Origin of the sequence: Catenibacterium faecis (assembly GCF_014306455.1) — a bacterium.
Lineage (GTDB): Bacteria > Bacillota_I > Bacilli_A > Erysipelotrichales > Coprobacillaceae > Catenibacterium > Catenibacterium mitsuoka_A.
Map to the genome: position 1 here is coordinate 42098 of NZ_JACRWG010000006.1, position 17105 is coordinate 59202.

At 33.2% G+C, this 17105-nt stretch carries 17 protein-coding genes; 11 read left to right on the plus strand and 6 right to left on the minus strand.

Annotated features, from left to right (window positions below; translation table 11 throughout):
- The first annotated feature begins 7 nt into the window (after positions 1 to 7).
- The 5 genes from H8909_RS03115 (at position 8) to H8909_RS03135 (ending at position 8312) form a co-directional block, all read left to right on the plus strand.
- Positions 8 to 2107, plus strand: coding sequence for a glucosidase family protein (locus tag H8909_RS03115; RefSeq protein WP_238928204.1), 2100 nt, complete (start codon positions 8 to 10; stop codon positions 2105 to 2107).
- Complete coding sequence (locus tag H8909_RS03120; RefSeq protein ID WP_006506708.1) at positions 2091 to 3209, plus strand: glycoside hydrolase family 172 protein; 1119 nt, start codon at positions 2091 to 2093, stop codon at positions 3207 to 3209. Before H8909_RS03115 ends, H8909_RS03120 begins: the two co-directional genes overlap by 17 nt.
- A 106-nt stretch (positions 3210 to 3315) precedes the next feature.
- Entirely contained in the window at positions 3316 to 5949 is a 2634-nt protein-coding gene (locus H8909_RS03125; RefSeq protein ID WP_238928203.1) for a sigma 54-interacting transcriptional regulator, read from the plus strand.
- Positions 5939 to 7183 carry an RNA polymerase factor sigma-54 gene (gene rpoN, locus H8909_RS03130; protein ID WP_187011792.1) on the plus strand — a complete coding sequence of 415 codons (1245 nt, stop codon included), beginning with the start codon at positions 5939 to 5941 and terminating at the stop codon, positions 7181 to 7183. Before H8909_RS03125 ends, rpoN begins: the two co-directional genes overlap by 11 nt.
- Positions 7184 to 7322: 139 nt before the next feature.
- On the plus strand, positions 7323 to 8312 hold the full coding sequence (locus H8909_RS03135) for a type II toxin-antitoxin system antitoxin SocA domain-containing protein (RefSeq protein WP_187011793.1): 990 nt from the start codon (positions 7323 to 7325) through the stop codon (positions 8310 to 8312).
- Positions 8313 to 8353: 41 nt separating this feature from the next.
- Here H8909_RS03135 and H8909_RS03140 read toward each other — a convergent pair whose 3' ends face one another.
- From H8909_RS03140 to H8909_RS03160, 5 genes are all read right to left on the minus strand, one after another.
- Complete coding sequence (locus H8909_RS03140; RefSeq protein WP_187011794.1) at positions 8354 to 8740, minus strand: HIRAN domain-containing protein; 387 nt, start codon at positions 8738 to 8740, stop codon at positions 8354 to 8356.
- A gap of 11 nt (positions 8741 to 8751) precedes the next feature.
- Positions 8752 to 9441 (minus strand): hypothetical protein, encoded by a 690-nt coding sequence (locus H8909_RS03145; RefSeq protein WP_187011795.1) that lies wholly within the window; start codon positions 9439 to 9441, stop codon positions 8752 to 8754.
- 172 nt (positions 9442 to 9613) lie between these two features.
- Positions 9614 to 10336 carry an HAD-IIB family hydrolase gene (locus H8909_RS03150; RefSeq protein WP_187011796.1) on the minus strand — a complete coding sequence of 241 codons (723 nt, stop codon included), beginning with the start codon at positions 10334 to 10336 and terminating at the stop codon, positions 9614 to 9616.
- Positions 10317 to 10751, minus strand: a complete 435-nt coding sequence (locus H8909_RS03155) for a heme-binding protein (protein WP_369409797.1) — start codon at positions 10749 to 10751, stop codon at positions 10317 to 10319. Before H8909_RS03155 ends, H8909_RS03150 begins: the two co-directional genes overlap by 20 nt.
- A gap of 117 nt (positions 10752 to 10868) precedes the next feature.
- Positions 10869 to 11657: a MurR/RpiR family transcriptional regulator gene (locus tag H8909_RS03160; protein WP_187011798.1), complete on the minus strand. Its 789-nt coding sequence runs from the start codon at positions 11655 to 11657 to the stop codon at positions 10869 to 10871.
- Positions 11658 to 11774: 117 nt separating this feature from the next.
- Here H8909_RS03160 and H8909_RS03165 point away from each other — a divergent pair, with 117 nt between their 5' ends.
- The 6 genes from H8909_RS03165 to H8909_RS03190 all read left to right on the plus strand — a co-directional run bounded on the left by H8909_RS03165 (position 11775) and on the right by H8909_RS03190 (position 16502).
- Positions 11775 to 13112 carry an MATE family efflux transporter gene (locus H8909_RS03165; RefSeq protein ID WP_217106815.1) on the plus strand — a complete coding sequence of 446 codons (1338 nt, stop codon included), beginning with the start codon at positions 11775 to 11777 and terminating at the stop codon, positions 13110 to 13112.
- Positions 13113 to 13243: 131 nt separating this feature from the next.
- Positions 13244 to 13942 carry an amino acid ABC transporter permease gene (locus H8909_RS03170; protein ID WP_187011800.1) on the plus strand — a complete coding sequence of 233 codons (699 nt, stop codon included), beginning with the start codon at positions 13244 to 13246 and terminating at the stop codon, positions 13940 to 13942.
- On the plus strand, positions 13932 to 14666 hold the full coding sequence (locus H8909_RS03175) for an amino acid ABC transporter ATP-binding protein (protein ID WP_187011801.1): 735 nt from the start codon (positions 13932 to 13934) through the stop codon (positions 14664 to 14666). The genes H8909_RS03170 and H8909_RS03175 overlap by 11 nt, the downstream gene beginning before the upstream one ends.
- A gap of 43 nt (positions 14667 to 14709) precedes the next feature.
- Complete coding sequence (locus H8909_RS03180; protein ID WP_117459973.1) at positions 14710 to 15471, plus strand: transporter substrate-binding domain-containing protein; 762 nt, start codon at positions 14710 to 14712, stop codon at positions 15469 to 15471.
- Positions 15472 to 15533: 62 nt separating this feature from the next.
- Positions 15534 to 15803: a hypothetical protein gene (locus tag H8909_RS03185; protein ID WP_226793649.1), complete on the plus strand. Its 270-nt coding sequence runs from the start codon at positions 15534 to 15536 to the stop codon at positions 15801 to 15803.
- A 9-nt stretch (positions 15804 to 15812) separates the two neighbouring features.
- Positions 15813 to 16502: a TIM44-like domain-containing protein gene (locus tag H8909_RS03190; RefSeq protein ID WP_187011802.1), complete on the plus strand. Its 690-nt coding sequence runs from the start codon at positions 15813 to 15815 to the stop codon at positions 16500 to 16502.
- Between the two features lie 34 nt (positions 16503 to 16536).
- Here the strand turns inward: H8909_RS03190 and H8909_RS03195 are convergent, their stop codons facing one another.
- Positions 16537 to 16908, minus strand: coding sequence for a hypothetical protein (locus tag H8909_RS03195; protein WP_187011803.1), 372 nt, complete (start codon positions 16906 to 16908; stop codon positions 16537 to 16539).
- Between the last annotated feature and the right edge of the window lie 197 nt (positions 16909 to 17105).

The following is a 17105-nucleotide window of genomic DNA, read 5'->3' on the forward strand; positions in this document are numbered from 1 at the left end:
GAATACAATGAAATGCAATCCATTCTATATGTTAAGAATCAAGAATGGAATCTATAGTACAGACAATGCAATCAGTTATTATCGCAATAAGCTTCCAGATGATACATTTTCATTTGATTCATCTAATCAAAAAGTTCAAGCCAATCTTGATGAATTTGGCACAATTAAAAACCTTACCTTCTTTCATCACAACTACTACATGGAAAGCAAACCAGGTGTCTGGGTAGGAAAAGACTTTGTTCAAGAACATGATCTTTCTATCTCTATTACCTGGAACGGTAATAAAACTGAATTGAAATCTGATAACTTAGATGTCATCTCTGATCTTGCAGATAATCTTTTTCCAAGAAGTATTCATCATTTTACCTGGGGAACAGTCAGCTTAATTGCTTGTGCACCTATTACTCGTGATGGAGAAAGATTAAGCAGTTTAATGTATGCCATTATCATTGAGAACCAAAGTGACTCGCAAAGAGAAGGAGCCTTAGAACTCCCTTCTCTTTATAAAAAGAAATACTCTGATACAAGAAATGTATTAATAGAATGCCGCGATACACAATCTCACAACAGTATTTCATTTACTTTACCACCTCATTCTCAAAAAGAATTCATGATTGCTTTCACTGATCCTAATGCATATCAGGATACACAGAAACTGTTTAGTAGAAGTATTGATGAATGGTTAGAAGAAACACGTCAATATTATAAACAATGCATAGGTAAAGTCCATTTTGATAACGATCCAATGGCAGGGTACTTAATTGAAAGAGCCTATCAGCAGGCGTCTGGTGCTTTTGCCATGAATAGTTATAATCAAATACTTGGTTCAAATTGGGGCACTTACCCCGTTACTCCTCATATATGGAATAAAGATATGTATTATTCTAGCTTGCCTTATACAATGACCGAACCAGACCTATGTAAAAAAACAATAAAATGGTTTGCCCAATATGGTATCAAATACCCAGGTACTAAATTTGAAGGAGGAATCTTCCATTCATTAAGTAATTCTCTATCGGTGATTCTACTTTCTGGTGCGTATTATGATTATTTTGGTGATCATCATTTCTTTCTAGATAATGAAGATTTATATAAACAGATGAAGGAAATCCTTAACAAAGTCATTACTTCTAGAAATCCAGGTGAACCACACCTATACCACAGTATCTGGATTTCAGATGCCTACTCCCTTGGTACATATCATACAGGATCAAACATTTGTGTATATCGTGCATGTCGCTCCCTATCAAGACTTGCACTTGAAATCTTTGACGAGAAGGAATATGCGATTGAACTAGAAAATGAAGCCCAGGCAATCAAAAATGATATAGAGAAATATATGACTGTAGAAACGAATGGTCATCGTATTTTTCTAGAAGGTATTGCGTCACTTGATCTAGATGCAAAAGAACATATGTCAGATGAGTGTTATCGTAAAGAGATGCTTGATCAAGGACTTCAGTTCTTAACTGATGTGAATCATGACGGTACTATCACATTAAGAATGCATGATGGTGAAGAATCAGACACTACATTATTGAAATATTATGGCTATGAGGCAGGAGACAGAACAACTCACTATGGACAATTCAGTTCAAGTGATGAGAATCCTACTTATAGTAAACTGAGCAGAGGGATTAAATGGGGTAACCAGTCAGGTGCAACATTCCCAGGATATATTTCAATATTGAATGGTGCAGATAATGTAGAAAACTGGAGTGGAGAAAACGGCAGATTTAAAGAATTAGAAAGACTAGCTGATTTAGATGGCAGCTGGTGGTGGTGGCCTTATAAAGTAGGGTCACCTACTGGAGATGTCACACGAATGAACAGTTGTGGTAAATGTGGATGGGCATCAGGTATCTTCTATATCTTGTTCATTACAGAATTCTTAGGAATTAACTATGATGCACCAAATAAACACTTAACTATTCATCCTAAGGAATTTATTGGAAACTTCTTCTGGGAGGATTTCCATATCGGTGAATCAAGATTTGATATCAAGGTAACTGATCAGCACATTCACATTACCAATAAAAATAGTTATTCAATTACTGTCAATCAACATGCAGTAAAGGAAGGAGAAGATTATGAATTTACTAAGTAATATCATGACTTATAAAGGAGAACGTTCTAGAGCTGTATCACCAGAAAACCCAACTGGTGAAAAAGGCAAAGCATGTATGGAAGCAAGTGCTTTAGGTCCATCAAGAAAAGGACGTGGAAGCATTAAATTACCTATGGGTGAAGAAACAGTGATTGCGGATATTAAAGGTCCAGGCATTATTAGACATATGTGGATGACAATCCGTGAAAATACTGAAAAAGGCAGCTTTGTCATGAGAGATGTCGTCTTAAGAATCTATTGGGATGGTAGTGATACACCTGCAGTAGAAGCCCCTATTGGCGATTTCTTCTGTAATGGTTTTGGTGAAAGATGTGATGTTGCTTCTTTACCAATCGTTGTGAATCCTACAGGAGGGATGAACAGCTATTTTGAAATGCCATTCGCAAAAAGAGCAGTCATCACAATGACAAATGAACATCCTAAAGATATTACATCATTCTTCTATACTATTAATTATGCTGAAGTTGATGCTTTACCTGAAAATTGTTTATATTTCCATGCTTATTGGCGCAGAGAGCGTCAGACTGAGCTTGCTAAAGACTATGTCATTCTAGATGATGTTAAAGGTAAAGGCTACTATGTAGGTACTTACCTTGGTTTAACTGCATTAGAAAGATATTGGTGGGGTGAGGGAGAATTCAAGTTCTACCTAGATGGTGATGAAGACTATCCAACAGTTTCATCAACTGGTTCAGAAGATTACTTTGGTGGTGCCTGGGCATTCCATCAGAAAGATGAACTAGGAAGACCTTCGGTGAAACCATATTCTAACTTATTCTTAGGGTATCCATTCTATTCAACAAAGGATAAGACAAGAGAAAGATTTGAAACAGGTAAGCTGAATGCTGTTCATGCCTTTGGTAATGACAGCCTTCCTCGCCATGGCTTATACAGATTCCATATCTTAGATCCAATTGCCTTTGATGAAGATATCAAAGTCACATTACAGCAGATTGGTAACGATGATCTTTCATTATATGAAAGACAGGATGATGTTTGTACAGTCGCTTATTGGTATTGTGATCATAAAGAAGGATTCGATAAAGAATTCCCAAATAGAAGAGCAAGACTCCCAAGATAGTCAGACAGGAAGATATCCCTATATCTTCCTTTTCATGCGTGTTGGCATTAAATTGTTTTCTAACAGTTTTCAAGTTATAATTAATTAAGAGCAAGGAGGTATCATGATGGATGTAAAAGATAAGGTTTATATATCACTTCAAGAATGCTTAAATGAGTCTGAAAAGATTCCTACATCTCAGATTGCAGACAATCTACATTTAAGTAGACAGATTGTGACGCATTATTTAAATCAGCTTTTTGATGAGGGAAAAGTAAAGAAAACAGATACAAGACCGACTTACTGGTATATTGAAAAAGAAGAACAGAATGCACCTGTCGAAGAAGAATTAGATTCAGAAGTATTTGATTCTATGATTGGTGCAACAGGAAGTCATAAGAAAATAGTAGAAATGTGTAAAGCCTCTGTTTCTTATCCACCAAATGGTCTTCCAATTCTTATTATTGGTGAAAGTGGTGTAGGTAAAAGCTATATCGCAAAGCTCATTTATAAGCATGCATTACAGACAGGGAGTATCGATAAAAAAGCACCTTTTGTCGTATTAAACTGTGCAGACTATGCCAATAACCCTGAACTTCTTTCTGCTACATTACTTGGTTATAAGAAAGGTAGTTTCACAGGGGCTGATTCTGATAAAACAGGCTTATTACAGGAAGCAGATGGTGGTTATCTTTTCTTAGATGAAGTACATCGTTTATCATTTGAAAACCAGGAAAAACTATTTGTATTTATGGATACAGGTAAATATCGACCTCTTGGTGATTCTAAATGGAGACATTCAAATGTGAGATTCATATTTGCGACAACAGAAAACCCACAAGAAGTCTTATTAGAAACATTTAGAAGAAGAATAACATTACAGATTACCATTCCTAACATTACTGAACGTCCTTTGCAGGAACGTATAGAACTCATTGAAACATTCTATAAAGAAGAAGCAGAAAAGATTAAAAAGAATCTCACTATTTCTAGTGGAGCTGTTAAAATGCTTTGTTTCTCTAAGTTCCCTGGTAATATTGGTAGACTAAGAAACTTGATTCAGGTCAGCTGTGCAGAAGCTTATTTCAAACACGGTAAAGAAGACAATCTTCTTATTTCTGAAGCAGAGCTTATTCATGCAGGAGGAGATATACCAGTTAATACAGTAGGATTCCAGGCCGAACGTAATATGGAAATATCTGTTATATGGAATCAGCCTAAAGAATGTATTCATCAGGAATATTATGATGAACACCATACAGAAATCATGAATCTTTTTCACAAGATAGAATCTGCATCGTGGAGTCAGATAGATCAGCTCTATTTGAATTTTCGTGCAATACTTAGAAAAATCAATACTACTTATATTAGATCAACAGAACAGCGTTTCTTTATGCAGGTCTGTAAGGATATATTGATTCGTTATGGTGTTAAAATGAATGATTCCTGTGGTAAAGAATTATATTTACTTTATATAACATTCAATGAAATGCATATTGAAAAAGAACAGGAATGGAAACTTAAAACTTATTTTGAACAATCATGCCCTAGAGCTTTCTATGTTGCAAATCGCATCATTATTGAATTAAAGAAGTATGAATTACATCTAGAAGATAATCTTTCATTTTTATTTGCATTAGCTATTCATGAATATATTAGCGAATCTTTAGAATTAAATGGTCTTATTGCAGCCCATGGTGATACAACAGCTTCTAGTATTGCGAAGGTTGTCAATCAGGCCTGTGGTACCTTTATTATGGAAGGTATTGATATGCCTATGGATACAACACTTGATCAGACTGTCGAAAAGGTACAGAACTATCTCTTACATTCTGCTAAGGGTAAAGGACTCATCTTACTTGTAGATACAGGATCTTTAAGTAGTATGTATTCAAAGATTAAAAATAATTTATCTGGTGATTTGTTGATTATTAATAACGTTTCTACCGCAATCGCATTAGATGTTGGCTTAAAGATGTTAGGTCATGGTTCATTTGAACAGATTGTAGAAAGCACAAAAAGAATTAATAGCTTTGATGTTCAGTTCTTTGAAGGATTATCTAAGAATAAGAATATTATTATTTCATGTATGTCCGGTGTAGGTATTGCGGAAAAGATACAGGAAATCATGAAGAAGACATTAGGAGACTGTGGTCTTGATTTTGTAACTATGGAATACAAGAAACTTCTTGATTTAATTAACGAAGATGATCATAAGAACTTTGATCAGACTCTTATGATTCTCACAACATCTCCTCTTCATGATGGTATTTCTACGCCTTGGTTAAGTGTCTATGATATATTGGATGGTCATGGTGAAGAAAACTTATGGAATGCGTTAAGAAGTGTAGTCACACCAGAACAGTTTGAAGCAACAAAGAATGAATTTGTAAGATTCTTTACAATTGAAGGTATTGTCAGCAGACTACAGTTCCTCAATCCTACAGTCGTTATTCAAGATGTAGAAACAATTCTTCATCGTTATCAGGATTACTATAAGATGGAAATGTCAGGTCATATAAGATTAAACCTCTATATGCATATCGCATTTATGTTTGAACGTCTAATGACTGCAGATGATATAGATGATGAAGAAGAACCTACAAATCCATCACAAAAAGAATTCTATCGTATCTCAAAAATTGTTTTCCAGGATGTAGAAAAGAAATACCGTATTCATTTAGATAATTATGAATTATCTATATTGTATGAATTATTGAGTAAAGTCATTAAGGAGCCAATAGGCTTAGATGAAGCTTGAACTTAAACATAGTCAAAAACATCAAATATATCAGAAACAGATTGAAAAGAATCAAATTCTACAAATGGATGTCCAGCAGCTTCTTGCCCACATAGAGAAGATTTCTTTTGAGAATCCATTAATAGATACTGATGAAATGATAGAAACAAGTTCTGATGTAGGAAAAGAATTTGATATCGATAGTTTATCTAGAAAAACTGAACAAACACTCAAAGAAGTCATTCACTGGCAGCTAATTAATAAGGATATACACAATAAGGAATTAGTAGAATCTCTTGTAGACTTATTAGATGATAATGGATATCTACGTCTCTCAATAAATGATATCTGTACTTATCTAAAGTGTGATGAAAAAGAGTATTTAGAAGCTAAAGATACATTATCCAAGCTAGATCCTCCTGGACTTGGTGCTAATACATTAAAAGAATGTCTCCTTCTTCAATTAGAGCGCCTCAAAGAAACAGAAGATATTCATCTCACAAAAATACTTGTAGATGAATGTTTAGAAGACCTTTCTAAAAGTCACTACCATGCTGTTTCCAAGAAACTTGGTATATCACAAAACAAAGTAAGAGAACTACTGCAAATTATCCTTACATTAAATCCACGTCCAGCTAGTAACTATAGTTCTTCTCTTGAAGTCAATTATCCTGTGCCCGATATTATAATCAAGGATGGTATAGTTCAATTAAATCCTGTGATTTATAAGGATATAAACATTAATACAAACTATTTGTCTCTTGATGAGAATAAAGAAACTAAGAAATATATAGAATCCAAATTAAGACAAGTTTCTTGGCTCCAACAATGCCTTAACCAAAGAAAGAATCTCATATATGATATTGCGGTTTTCTTATTAGATTACCAGCAAGACTTCTTTATGAATCAAGGATCTTGTCATCCATTACTACAAAAAGATATCGCAATGCTGCTTGGAGTACATGAATCTACAATCAGTAGAGCCATCAAAGATAAATACATATATTGTGACAAAGGCTTTATTCTTCTAAGTGATCTTATTCCAAAAGGTACAGAAGATAACTCTGTTGATTCTATCAAAGAAACAATTAAAGAAGTTATTGATAATGAAGATAAGAACAAGCCTTTAAGTGATCAGAAAATTACTAATCTATTAAAAGATAAGGGTATTGAAATATCTAGAAGAACAGTTGCGAAATACCGTTCAGAATTAAATATTCCAGATGCATCTGGCAGAAAGCATGTAAAAAAGTAGAACTGTGTGTTCTACTTTTTAGCTATTCAGGATAACAGTCGTTAGTTACTCTTAGTATCTTTTTGATGATTTTCTATTATACTCATAGCATAATAATGATACGAAATAATAAAAATCATATCATAAAGGAGATAAGAACATGAAGCACACTTATTGTACAAACTGCAGAAAAGAAACAACCTACACATTGAAGAAACAGGAAATCAGAAAAGTTATTAAAGATAAAGAATATACTTTCTTGATTACTGTCGCAGTATGTAATGAATGTGGTGAAGAAATATCTCTACCTGGTTTACTAGATTTAAATATTAAAGAAATAGATTCACAGTATAGAGAAAAGGAAAATCTAATTACTATCGAAAATATCAACAGATTATTAAAGATATATGATATTGGGAAGGGACCTCTCGCATTAGTTCTTGGTTTTGGTGAAGTGACTATCAAAAGATATATAGATGGACAGGTGCCTTCTCTTGAGTATTCCAATATTATGAAAAAAGCTTTACTTTCTCCTGATTATTTCTATAAGAAATTAGAGAAAAATAAAAATAAGATTACTCCAGCTTCTTATAAGAAATCAAAAGAAGCAGTGAGCAATCTACAAGAATTATTTGTATTATCAGATAAGATTAGACAGGTCATTGCTTATTTGTTTAAAGGATTAAATGAAGTTACACCATTGATGTTGCAAAAACTTCTTTATTTAATTCAGGGAACCTCTTATGCCTTATATGATCATCCTGTGTTTACAGAACACTCACAGGCATGGGTTCATGGTCCTGTCTATCCTGATGTTTATCATTTATTCAAGCAGTTCAGTTTTAATCCTATTGATGATGATCGATTTGTACTCTTTGAAGAATTAGAGAATACATTAAGTGAAGAAGAATGTCATGTGATTGATTTAGTTATTCATACATATGGTCTCTATAGCGCTAAAGTATTAGAAACAATCACTCATACACAGGATCCTTGGATATCAGCTAGAAAAGGATATGAAGGGACAATCCTTTCTCATGAACCTATTATAGAAGAAAACATAAGAAACTATTTCCAGACATTACATAAACAATATGACTTCTCTCAAAGAGAAGGAATTAATCGCTATATTCATAATATAATCATGTAATGACTATGTATCACTTATTCTCTTTTCCGTTATGTGAATAACTAAAAATCCATCATACAAATCTTAATAGACACAGACCAATTATAATAATCATCCTGATAACATGAATACACTCTTGCATTAAGTATCTTACCTGAATCCATTAATCTAGCATAAATACTATTATCACTCTTTGGAATATACCCAAGCTTTTCTCTATCTGTAGTCATCACCTTAATCGCATTACTATCGTATTTATTATCTGCTTCTCTTTCTAATAGAAGAGGTACATTCTTTTCTAGTGTTTTAAATGCCTCTTGGTTATTGCAATAACGTGTTCCTGCAATATTAGTAAAAGACAAAAAGATTTCGTTCATTAAAGGCATAACCACGTTCTCTATACCATTCATTTTAATAGCTTCTAAAACCATATCTCTCATCTTGTTCATAAGTGCTCCTCCTAACATGCATGCATGATTTTTGTAAAACTATGATATTGTTTATTTAAATCATTTCTATAACATCTATATTTCAATATTTCCTTTTTCAGACTCTCTTCTTTTTCTTGAGGTGAATAAGATGGTTGTTTGATATAAAAATCAATTTCTTCTTCTATACTATTTATTCTGATCATGAGATAGATAATATCTATATTATGTCTTGTAGAATGTGTCTCATAATCCACCAGCGCCTCTATATTCATCAATTCTTTTAAATCGTTATATCTATATGAATCGATAGAACGTTCCCACAAAGGGTGTTCTTTATCTATTCTTTTGACAATTCTCTTGAATATCTTCTTGGCTTGTTTCATTCCATCATGATTAAGAGATTTCTTTATTCTCTTTTTATGATTCTTTAAATTCTCTAACTGATGCATATAATCTTCTTTCACAACATCTATGTAACTATCTATTTCTTCTTTATATATCATAATTTGAAGATTATTGCATCTTTGACAATAGGAAATTCTTTTTTTTAAGAAAATGCACTCAATCATGAGGCCATAGTATTCTTTATACAAATCTCTAAACATCTTATAATATTTCTTCTCATTCTCTTCAGCATTATTCTTTAACTCATCTCGTTTAATAATCAAGCTTCTATATAAATCAATTAAGTATTCTTGAGTAACAGGTGTATGTTCCATAGTCTACCTCCTCTTTAACTACATTATACAACTTTCATCAAAATAATGTCTTGAGCAAGACTCTCATAAAGTACATTTATAGGTGTTCAAATATTTTTTTGCGTAATGACTATGTATCACATATTAACTATCTTACTATGTGCACAAAAAAAGACAGAGATTAACTCTCTGCCTATATTGCCTTATAGATTGCTTCACTGACACTACTTACCACATCATTGACTTCTTTCTTTAAACTATCAGGAGAACTATGGAAAGTAAAACTATAATCACTTGCCTTGAACAAAGGTAAATCATTATAGGAATCACCAATACCAAGCATCTTATTCGCATTAAAATGTTTCTTAATAGCCTTTACTCCTGTACCTTTAGAAATACCCTTTGATACAATATCAATTACATTTTTATTCTGATAACCAGATACCATAGGATATCTATCATGAACATCTGATACAAATGTTGCTGCTTCTTCATTGGTATCAAACACTAAAGAAATACTATAGAACTTTGAGTCCTTGATTTCTTCAAAATCCTTAATCATAGTAAAAGTAGGAAAATCAATAAAATCAGTAAAATAGAAATGAGATTCACTTTCTGTCTGTACAATAATGTTAGAGTAGTCTCTATAATGATTATATATATCCCTCACAAGTTCTTTATCTAAAAGGTGTTCCTCAATCACATGTCTATCCTTATCTAATAATAGTGCACCTGTACACATAATATAGAAATCGAAAGGAATACCCTCTACATCATATAAACAGCTTAGTGGTCTTCCTGTACAGACACCAAATAGATTCTCTTTTTGAAAAGCTGCGATGGCCTCTCTATCTGTTTCTGTTACTTTTTTATTATGAACTAAAGTACCATCTAAATCAGTTGCAAATACCTTCATTTTTATATCCTCCTAGTACATCTATAATTAATTGGTGATCTTCATCATGGGCAAGTCCTGATATAATCACACACCCACGTAACTCACCTTTTATAATAAGTGGAAAACCTCCACCACATATCGCAATAGTAGAATCATTCTCATCATATACATGTCTTTCTTCTTGATCTAGAAACACATAATAAGTGCTATGTTGATATCTTTCCACTGTATTTTGCTTTCGATCTAACCACTCTACACCTCTTTTGCCAGGCATTAAGTATTGGAATACAATATCTCCATCTAACACAATTCTAATACGTACCGGTTGAGTTGTTTTCTTTACTATTTCATTTCCAATACAATATGCATCTTCTGCATCAAAATGATCAAAACTTAATTCTTCCTCTAACTTTAATACATCTTCTTTATTCACGTTCGTCACCTTATTCATTTCTATCACAGATCATCTGACTATAAAACAGTTTTCATATGTATAGAAACAAATGTTCTGTTATTCTTATTTATCGATAGAATTGATTGAACTAAAAGTTCAATCATTTACCTGATGATAAATAATCGCATAAAGATTACTTAACACATACTGAAAAGCTAATTGTGAATAGAATGTACTAATTCTATTCTCTTTCTCACAATCAGGAATCATAATCAAATCATCACAATAAGCCATTAATGAATTCTTCTTATTCGCAGTAATAAGTCCAATTCTCACATGATTCTTAGTTAATGTCTGTACACACTCTAGAAGTCTTTCTTGCCCTCTATAACTAATAATAAGTGCATAATCATCCTTGTTCATGCGTTTAGAAATATGTCTCTCTTCTCCAAACTGTGTTGCAAGAGTAGGGAATATATTTACTTTTACAAGCTTATTCGTAAAATTAATCACTGTAGTCTGTGTATCTCCATAACTAAACAAAAAGATACGTTTCTTATGAATAATCTCATCTGCCATAGACTTGAGTACATCTATATCTAGACTAGAATATACCTGTTTAATACTCTCCTGGTACAAAGAAAACATATTCTTCATAATCTCTTCAGTTGTTTCATTAAACTGAAAAGGTGTCGTATAATCCACATTCTCTACAATATACTTATTTGCTTCTCTTTCTTTAATTAAATCTACCTTTAAAGCTTTATATCCACTATAACCTGCTTTACGGCACAATCTAATAATAGTCGCATTAGAAGTATAAGTCTTTTTCGCTAAATCACTAATAGACAACTCATCTAATAAATCTAAGTGATTCATTAAATAATCAATCACTTCTTTTTCAGTCTCTGTATATTTATTTTCTTGTGATATATCTAGTATCATGGGCTTCAACTCTCTTTCTATTTTAATTGAATTCTCTTTGATTAAAAGAGTAAACGATAACATATCTTTTATTCTTTTTATATGATATCATGTATTAATCTTTTAGGGGGGAATAACATGAATCAGACACAAGATTTCACTAAGGGAGTTATCTGGAAACAGTTGCTTTTTTTCTTTTTTCCTATTCTTATAGGAAGTTTCTTTCAACAGTTATATAACACTGTTGATACAATCATTGTTGGACAAACAGTAGGCACAAGCGCACTTGCTGCAGTTGGTTCAACAGGAAACTTAACGAATTTAATCATTAACTTCTATGTAGGCTTATCTACAGGTGCTTCCGTAGTCATCGCCCAATACTATGGTGCACAAAATAATAAGAAAATTCATCAGGCAGTGCATACTTCTTATAGTCTTGCAATTGTCAGTGGCATACTCATGATGCTTTTTGGCTTATTCTTCTCATATCAGTGTTTAGATGCTATTGGTACACCACATGATATATTGAATGATGCCACTCTCTATATGCAGCTTTACTTCTTATGTATGATTCCAGGCGCAATCTACAACATCGGTGCAGGAATCTTAAGAGCAGTAGGGGACAGTAAAAGACCACTTTACTACTTAATTGTATGTAGTATTGTGAATGTCATATTCGACTTTATCTTTGTAGTCATCTTCCATCAAGGTATTGCTGGGGCAGCTATCGCAACAGTCATTGCACAATCAGTCTGTGCCATACTTGTTACTATTCAATTAATGCGTACAAATGAAGTCTACAAGCTTAAATTATCAAAGATGAAGTTTCATCTACCTGTACTAAAGAAGATTATTATGATTGGTGCTCCTGCTGGAATACAATCTACAATGTATAGTATCTCAAACATTGTCTTACAAAGTCATATCAATGCTTTTGGTACACAAACAATCGCTTCATGGTCAGTTTATGTAAAAATAGATGCCTTGTTCTGGATGATGATTGCGGCTATTGGTGCAGCAATCACAACATTTAGCGGACAGAACTATGGTGCTCATCTTCATGACCGTATTAAAAAGGGTACAAGAACAGCCCTTGCTATGGCTTTCATTATGACTATTTCAATCAGTACAATACTCTGTTTAACAGGCAGTTATATCACAAGATTATTCTCATCAGATCCACATATTATTGAAGAATGCTATAGCTTGATGCTGTTCTTAATGCCATTCTATTTCTTATATTGCTGTGTTGAAATATTCTCAGGTACTATGAGAGGATGTGGGGAATCCATTAAACCAATGATATTAGTATGCTTAGGTATATGTGTACTACGTATTGCCTGGCTCACATTCATTTCACCACATTATCCAACTATTAAAGGTGTTGTTGTTTCTTATCCAGTCACTTGGTTTACGACCTCACTACTCTTTATTATTTACTATAAACATTTCAAAAAGCATCATTTTGATGCCTAATCAAGGAACAAAGTCTCACTTTGTTCTTTTTTTAGTACAATTTAATAATTTATTTTTACGGTGATAAAAAATCTTTGACATATATTATGAATTGGTGTAATTTATAAACATAAAAGAAAAGGGGGATTCATGTGAAAGGATTTTTTGATAACTTAGGATTTTTTGCCAGTCGATTCAATCAGGCTATAGTGATTACTATTGAATTATCAATCATATCATTAATAGCTGCGACTATTATTGGAATCATTGTTGGATTAGTCAATACTTCAAAAAGTAAGTCAGTGATCATGAAGATATTAAAGGCAATCGCCAACCTTTATATTTATATCATTCGTGGTACACCAATGCTTGTACAAATATTGATTATATATTTTGGCTTGGGACAGATGTTAAGACCTACAGGATTTAGATGGTTAAATATTGGGGGTACTTTTACTGCTGGTACTGTTGCCCTATCACTTAATGCCGGTGCTTATATGGCAGAAATCGTCAGAGGTGGTATTGAAGCAGTAGACAAAGGACAGATTGAAGCAGCCAGATCGCTTGGCTTAACTTATGGTAAAACAATGAAGAAGATTGTCTTACCACAGGCTTTAAGAACGATGTTACCTTCAATCATCAATCAGTTCATTATTTCTATTAAGGATACTTCATTATTATCTGTTATTGGTCTAACAGAATTGACTAACGTTGGTAAAACAATTGCCGCAACGCAGTCAGCTCATATGATGGTTATTTATTGTTTTATGGCTTGTTATTATTTATTTATCTGTACAGTACTTGCACAGGTATCAAAAGTTGTAGAAAAGAGGTTATCTTATGGCAAATAAAAAAGTCTCTGTCAAAAACCTCAAGAAGAACTTTGGTTCTTTAGAGGTTTTAAAAGACATTTCTTTAGATATTAATGAAGGTGAAGTTATCTGTTTAATTGGTCCTTCAGGATCAGGTAAATCAACATTCTTAAGATGTTTAAACCGTCTAGAAGATATTACAAGTGGTAGTGTTATTATTGATGGTGAAGATATCACAGATCCTAAACTAGATATCAATAAGAAAAGAGAAAACATCGGAATGGTATTCCAGCATTTCAATCTTTTCCCACATATGACAGTCAAAGAAAATATAATGCTTGCACCTATTGAACTTAAGAAGATGACAAGTGCAGAAGCAGAACAAACTGCTTATCAATTATTAGAACGTGTTGGTCTAAAAGATAAGGCTGACAGTTATCCAGCACAGTTATCTGGTGGTCAGAAACAAAGAGTTGCTATTGCGAGGGCCCTTGCAATGAAGCCTGATATTATGCTTTTTGACGAACCAACTAGTGCACTCGATCCAGAAATGGTTGGAGAAGTACTCGCTGTAATGAAAGATCTTGCAAGTCAGGGTATGACAATGGTTGTTGTCACTCATGAAATGGGCTTTGCGAGAGAAGTAGGTACTAAAGTTATATTCATGGATGGTGGATATATTGTAGAACAGGGTAATCCATATGATGTCATCAATCATCCACAGCAACAAAGAACAATAGATTTCTTAAACAAAGTATTATAAGGTATCAACACATAAGTGTAGATATATAAGGGAGGAAACGATTATGAAAATGAAGAAGTTCGGTGCTATTGTATTAGCAGGTTTAATGGCAGTTTCATTAGTGGGTTGTGGAGGAAATTCTAGTAGCAAGAATGAAGAAAAGACTTACATTATTGCGACTGATAAAACATATCCTCCATTCGAAATGGAAGATGATTCTGGTAAATTAGTTGGTGTCGATATGGACTTAATCAGAGCTATTGCCAAGGATCAGAAATTCAAGATTAAGATTAACTCATTAGGTTTTGATGCTGCATGTACAGCACTAGAATCAGGTGAAGCTGATGGTGTTATTGCAGGTATGTCAATCAATGATGAAAGAAAACAAAAATATGATTTTTCAGATCCATACTATGAAACAGGTGTTTCAATGGGTGTTGCAAAAAATTCAGGTATTAAAGGTTATGCTGATTTAAAAGGTAAAACTGTAGTTGCTAAAACATCTACTGCAGGATTAAAATATGCTCAGTCTATTAAAGATAAATATGGATTCAAACTAGAAGTAGTAGAAGAATCTACATTCATGTTTGAAAAAGTTAAATCTGGTGAAGCAGCTGCATGTTTTGAAGATTATCCAGTATTAAAATATATGGTTAAGACAGGTCAGTTAAACTTCGATATTCCTTGTGGTAAAGAAAGTCCAGCAAACTATGGTTTCGCAGTATTAAAAGGTGAAAACAAAGAATTATTAAAGAAGTTCAACAAAGGTTTAGCTAAACTAAAGAAGAACGGTGAATACGATAAGATTGTAGCTAAGTATGAATAAGACTTGTTAAAGAGTGATAAGATATATTTCTTATCATTCTTTTTTTATGATATACTTTGTCTATGAAAAAAATGAACTCTATACCACTTATTTGTGGTTTATTATCTATCGTAGTATTTTTAATCTATTTCTATAGTGCCAATCACGCTCCTTATTCTTATACAGATATCATCCTGATTGGTCCTGTATTTTCTTTTGTAGGACTCATCTTTTCTATTATTACTAGAAAAGAAAGAACACTTATTTGGTGGCTAGGCTTATTACTATGTATCTTAGGCTTTTTGGGATGTATCATGTTATTCATGATATTAGTAATGTTTCTAATCTCTTAGGAGGAAGTTATGAAGAAATTAATTAGATGTTTATTTATCGTATGTATATTATGTTTTTCTATTTCCCCTGTTTATGCAAGAGCGGGTGGCGGGGGAGGAGGATCAAGTGGAGGTGGTGGAGGAGGCAGTGGTTCTCCATCCCATCATTCTTCTTCTCCTGTAAGATATGTTGATACACCCGAAAGACGTATTGCCAGTTTAATAACTTTTTCTTTTATATCATATGGTTTTTCATATATGAAAAAATATCGTCGTAGATATAAAGCTATCTCCATGCATAAGGATATGAAAAGAGGACTAGCAGAAAAGAATAACTCATCCTTTGATGAAAAGAAGATGAACAAAGTAGTCGCTGATTACTATTACACTATTCAGAATGCATGGAATGATAGAGATATGGATATTCTTAAACAATGCCTTTCTCCGTCTTTATATGACCAATGGGAAACAAAACTTAACTGGTGGGAGTATGAAGGTATACGTAATGAACTTTCTGATATCAGACTTCTTAAAACAATGGTTGTAGAAGTAGGTGATGACTACTTCTGGTCTTATATAGAAGGTAAGATGAGAGATAGAATGATCAAAGGTAATGAAGTCACTCAGGATAATAAAGAAATCTTTATTGAATACTGGCGCTTTATAGTAGAAGATGACAGGATTTATTTAGATGAAATCAGGCAGGAAGATGAAGTCTAAGTGTCAACCGAAATTGATAATGTCTCAAAAATAATCAAACATTAGCACCACAGCGGTGCTTTTGTTTTGCAGCATAATTCGCAAAACTGGCTTTTTTCCATGGATGATCCATTGGAGGAATATACTTTTTCTTTTCTTTCTTAGGTGCCTCCTGAGGAGTATCAAATTCCTTTGATACTAGTTCATGTTCAGCTACTTCTTCCATCAGATAAAGATTATCAGCGATATTTGCCAGAAGCTGTCCATCAAATGTCTCTATGACCATGCAGTTAGTTTTTCCTGCAAAAAATCTTCTGTCTCCATTTTCGGTCACGGGGAAATAGAATTTACTCTGGAATCTAATGCAGTGGCCACTATCAATGGTTCTAGTTGAAAGTACTGCAAGAGTACGATTTATTTTCTCCATAGATGGTTGCTTCTCATATACCGATTTGGTACTATTAAGGTGTAGAGCGAACTGATTATTGTATTTTTTTATGTAGGAGTTTAAAAATACATTTGCGTCCTCTATATTGGTGATATGAGCGTGCCTTAGTTCGACTGGTAATCGTGACTGGAGCGTCTGGTTGAGTCTTTCGACTCTGCCTTTTGCTTGGGGTACGC